Origin of the sequence: Aeromonas finlandensis (genome assembly GCF_000764645.1) — a bacterium.
Classification (GTDB): Bacteria; Pseudomonadota; Gammaproteobacteria; order Enterobacterales; family Aeromonadaceae; genus Aeromonas; species Aeromonas finlandensis.
Genome location: NZ_JRGK01000162.1, coordinates 1 through 5,089 on the forward strand (window position 1 = coordinate 1; position 5,089 = coordinate 5,089).

Sequence of the window (5,089 nt, forward strand, 5' to 3'; positions counted from 1 at the left end):
CTGCTGGCTGGAAAAAGGGAGCAGGAGCTTTTTTGCATAAGACCCCATTCACTCAATTCTTTTGCCACAAAACGGTCATTTTTAAAGAGAAAATCTTGGGTTTTTAGCCTCTTGGCGCGCTAAAAGGGGGCTACCCCATAAAAAATTCAAAAAACTTCTTTACCAGTGACCAATCGGTGAGTAAACTTCGTCGGCAATATTTTACACCCCCACTTCCTCAACGGTGAGATATTGCCATGCTCAGGATTGCCAAAGAAGCGTTAACCTTCGACGATGTACTGTTGGTTCCCGCCCACTCCGAAGTTCTTCCCAATACTGCCGATCTGCGTACCAAGCTGACCTCCACCATCAGCCTGAACATCCCTATGATCTCCGCTGCAATGGACACAGTAACCGATGCCCGTCTGGCTATCGCACTGGCCCAGGAAGGCGGTATCGGCTTTATCCACAAGAACATGTCCATCGAGCAGCAGGCTGCCGAAGTGCGCAAGGTCAAGAAGTACGAAAGCGGCGTGGTCACCGACCCTGTCACCGTACGCCCCGACATGACCATTGCCCAGATCAAGGAGCTGAGCCACAAGAATGGCTTCGCCGGTTACCCTGTGGTGACTGACGGCAACGTACTGGTCGGTATCATCACCGGTCGTGACGTGCGCTTCGTGATTGATCTCTCCCAGACCGTTGAACAGATCATGACCCAGAAAGATCGCCTGGTCACCGTGCGTGAAGGGGCCCCTCGCGAAGAGGTGGTTGCCCTGATGCAAAAGCACCGTATCGAAAAAGTGCTGGTGGTGAACGCCGACTTCAAACTCAAGGGCATGATCACCGTTAAAGATTTCCAGAAAGCCGAGCGCAAGCCGCACGCCTGTAAAGATGACAAGGGTCGTCTGCGCGTGGGTGCCGCGGTCGGTGCCGGTGCCGGTAACGAAGAGCGTGTCGCTGCGCTGGTGGAAGCCGGTGTTGACGTGCTGCTGATCGACTCCTCCCACGGCCACTCCCAGGGTGTGCTGGATCGCATCAAGGCTACCCGCGACGCCTATCCGGATCTGCAGATCATCGGTGGCAACGTGGCGACCGGTGCCGGTGCCAAGGCGCTGGCTGCTGCCGGTGTCAATGCGGTCAAGGTCGGTATCGGCCCGGGCTCCATCTGTACTACCCGTATCGTCACCGGTGTCGGTGTCCCCCAGATCACTGCCATTTCCGACGCCGTTGACGCGCTGGAAGGCACCGGTATTCCGGTGATTGCCGATGGCGGTATCCGCTTTTCCGGCGACATCGCCAAGGCCATCGCCGCGGGCGCCAGCTGCGTCATGGTGGGTTCCATGTTCGCCGGTACTGAAGAAGCGCCGGGCGAGATCGAGCTCTATCAGGGTCGCTCCTTCAAATCCTATCGTGGTATGGGTTCTCTGGGCGCCATGTCCAAGGGCTCCAGCGACCGCTACTTCCAGACCGACAACGCCGCTGACAAGCTGGTGCCGGAAGGCATCGAAGGTCGCGTGCCGTACAAGGGCCGCCTCAAAGAGATCATTCACCAGCAGATGGGCGGCCTGCGCTCCTCCATGGGGTTGACCGGCAGCGCCACCATCGACGACATGCGCACCAAGGCAGAGTTCGTGCGCATCTCCGGCGCCGGGATGAAAGAGTCCCACGTCCACGATGTGACCATTACCAAAGAAGCCCCCAACTATCGGATGGGCTGATACAAGACGGGGCTGCGGCCCCGTTTTGACACCGTTTTTATCCCCATGCTTTTTGTTACAACATCAGCCTGATGCAGGAATAAAATGACTAAAGACATTCACCAGCACCGTATCCTTATCCTCGACTTCGGTTCCCAGTACACCCAGCTGATTGCCCGCCGTGTGCGCGAGATCGGTGTTTACTGCGAACTGTGGGCCTGGGATGTGACCGAAGAGCAGATCCGCGAATTCAACCCCAACGGCATCATCCTCTCCGGCGGTCCGGAGTCCGTGACCGAAGCGGGTAGCCCGCGCGCCCCCGAGTACGTGTTCAACGCCGGTGTACCGGTGTTCGGCATCTGCTACGGCATGCAGACCATGGCCGAGCAGCTGGGTGGCAAGGTGCAATCCTCCACCGAGCGTGAATTCGGTTACGCCAAGGTCGAAGTGCTGGGCGAATCCGGCAAGACCAGCGCGCTGCTGCGCAACATCGAAGATGCCATCGCCGACAACGGCAACGCCCTGCTGGATGTCTGGATGAGCCACGGTGACAAGGTCACTTCTATCCCGGCTGACTTCACCACCATCGCCAGCACCCCGACCTGCCCCCACGCGGCCATGGCCAATGAAGCCAAGCGCTTCTACGGCGTGCAGTTCCACCCGGAAGTGACCCACACCCGTCAGGGTGCCCGCATGCTGGAGCACTTCGTTAAAGACATCTGTGGCTGCGAATGCCTCTGGACCCCCGCCACCATCATCGACGACGCCGTTGCCCGCATCCGCGAGCAAGTGGGTGACGACGAAGTGATCCTCGGCCTCTCCGGCGGTGTCGACTCCTCCGTGGTCGCCATGCTGGTGCATCGCGCCATCGGCGATCGCCTGACCTGCGTCTTCGTGGACAACGGTCTGCTGCGTCTGAACGAAGGCGAGCAGGTGATGGAGATGTTCGGTGACCACTTCGGTCTCAACATCATCAAGGTTGAAGCCGAAGAGCGCTTCCTCTCTGCTCTGGCGGGTGAGGATGAGCCGGAAGCCAAGCGCAAGATCATCGGCCGCGTCTTTGTCGAAGTGTTCGACGACGAAGCCAAGAAGCTGAAAAATGCTCGCTGGTTGGCCCAAGGCACCATCTATCCGGATGTGATCGAATCTGCCGCCAGCAAGACCGGCAAAGCCCACGTCATCAAGTCTCACCACAACGTCGGCGGCCTGCCGGACGAGATGAAGATGGGTCTGGTCGAGCCGCTGCGCGAGCTGTTCAAAGACGAGGTGCGCCGTGTCGGTCTGGAGCTGGGTCTGCCCTACGACATGCTCTACCGTCACCCGTTCCCGGGCCCGGGTCTGGGCGTGCGCGTCCTTGGCGAAGTGAAGAAAGAGTACTGCGATCTGCTGCGCAAAGCCGATGCGGTCTTTATCGAAGAGCTGCGCAAAGCCGACCTCTACAACCAGGTCAGCCAGGCGTTCGCCGTGTTCCTGCCGGTGCGTTCCGTCGGCGTCATGGGCGATGGCCGCAAATATGATTGGGTTATTGCCCTGCGCGCCGTCGAAACCATCGACTTTATGACCGCCCACTGGGCTCACCTGCCGTACGATTTCCTCGGTCACGTATCGAATCGCATCATCAACGAGATCAACGGTATCTCCCGCGTGGTGTACGACGTCTCTGGCAAGCCGCCTGCAACTATCGAATGGGAATGATCACCCGTTAGGCATCAGCTGGTACCAATCGGCATGAATAGACACTTAAGCCCATGTTTACATGGGCTTTTTTGTTTTTGTGTTTGGCATGGTCTGGCAACGGATGGCAGAGGTAAGCACCACTTGAGGATGGCATTCAAGGTGGTATTATCGAGGCATGATGCCATGAGTGATAGCCGATACCATGCTGCTTGATCCTATATGTTCATGGTATTTATTTTCTTTAAGTAACTGTTTTTATTGTTGTTATTACCTAGTTTCTGGGTGATTTTTTGGCATGGTATCGGATTCGAGGAAGGATAAGACTTTTGCTGACTGATACCAAGCTACGCAACCTCAAGCCGAGGGACAAACTTTACAAGGTGAATGACCGGGATGGCCTTTATGTAGCCGTTACCCCCGCCGGTTCGGTCTCGTTCCGTTACAACTACTCGATCAATGGTAGGCAAGAGACGATCACCTTTGGCCGCTACGGTGTCGGTGGTATCAGCTTGGCTGAAGCCCGCGAGCGGCTGAATGAAGCCAAGCGGATGGTGGCCGACGGTAAGTCTCCGGCTAAGGAGAAGGCCCGTAAAAAGGCTCGGGTAAAAGATGCTGAAACATTTGGTGCTTGGGCTGAAAAATGGTTGCGTGGTTACCAGATGGCCGACTCCACCCGTGATATGCGTCGCTCAGTCTATGCACGGGAGTTGGAAACGAAATTTGGCAACCAGAAGCTGACCGAGATCACCCATGAAGATTTGCGCATGCTGACAGATGCCATTGTGGAGCGAGGGGCTCCTGCAACGGCTGTTCATACCCGTGACATAGTGCTGCAGATTTATCGTTGGGCCATCGAGCGAGGACAGAAAGTTGATAACCCAGCTGACCTTGTTAGACCAACGAGCATTGCCAGATTTGAGCCACGAGATCGAACATTGTCGCCTGCAGAAATCCGGCTTATGTATGAATTTATGGGGCGGATAGGTACATCACCCTCCATCCGTGCGGCGGTAAAGTTGCTGCTTTTGACCATGGTGCGCAAAAGTGAGCTGACCAATGCCACCTGGAACGAGATCAATTTCAGCGAGGCGCTTTGGACCATCCCAAAAGAGCGGATGAAGCGACGGACACCCCACCTAGTGTTTCTATCCAGACAAGCCCTAGACATCCTGATCGCATTGAAGACCTTCTCTGGTGGCTCTGACTATATACTGCCATCCCGTTACGACTCAGATTTGCCTATGAGCAGTGCCACCCTGAATCGGGTGATGACCATGACCTACACACTGGTACAGAAAGAAGGCAAGCCGCTCGCCAAATTTGGTCCCCATGACTTGAGACGCACGGCTAGCACCCTGCTACATGAAGCTGGCTATAACACTGATTGGATCGAGAAATGCCTTGCTCATGAGCAAAAGGGCGTGAGAGCTGTATATAACAAGGCTGAATATCGCGAGCAGCGCACTGCGATGTTGCAGGACTGGGCTGATATGATTGATGAATGGACTCGGTCAATGTAGAACCGTCATTCCGCACCTAATTTTTGCATTTTAAATGGTGATGACGTTCACACAAGCAGAATTGAATTGAGAAAACCAGTGACTTCATTCACGTTGCCACGTGATAATGCTCTGTTGGGTAACAGTTCACATCATTTCACGGGGGGGGAAAGTATGAATCAGAGCATTTTAACTTTTGCCCCAGCCTCAACTGCCAACACCTCAATGTTGCCA

At 55.6% G+C, this 5,089-nt stretch carries 3 protein-coding genes; all 3 read left to right on the plus strand.

What is annotated here, in order from left to right:
* The first annotated feature begins 236 nt into the window (after positions 1 to 236).
* The 3 genes from guaB (at position 237) to LD28_RS0112000 (ending at position 4,876) form a co-directional block, all read left to right on the plus strand.
* Positions 237 to 1,700 carry an IMP dehydrogenase gene (guaB, locus tag LD28_RS0111990; protein ID WP_033137199.1) on the plus strand — a complete coding sequence of 488 codons (1,464 nt, stop codon included), beginning with the start codon at positions 237 to 239 and terminating at the stop codon, positions 1,698 to 1,700.
* An 84-nt stretch (positions 1,701 to 1,784) separates the two neighbouring features.
* Positions 1,785 to 3,374: a glutamine-hydrolyzing GMP synthase gene (guaA, locus tag LD28_RS0111995; RefSeq protein WP_033137200.1), complete on the plus strand. Its 1,590-nt coding sequence runs from the start codon at positions 1,785 to 1,787 to the stop codon at positions 3,372 to 3,374.
* 308 nt (positions 3,375 to 3,682) lie between these two features.
* Positions 3,683 to 4,876: a tyrosine-type recombinase/integrase gene (locus tag LD28_RS0112000; protein ID WP_033137201.1), complete on the plus strand. Its 1,194-nt coding sequence runs from the start codon at positions 3,683 to 3,685 to the stop codon at positions 4,874 to 4,876.
* The last annotated feature ends 213 nt before the right edge of the window (positions 4,877 to 5,089 follow it).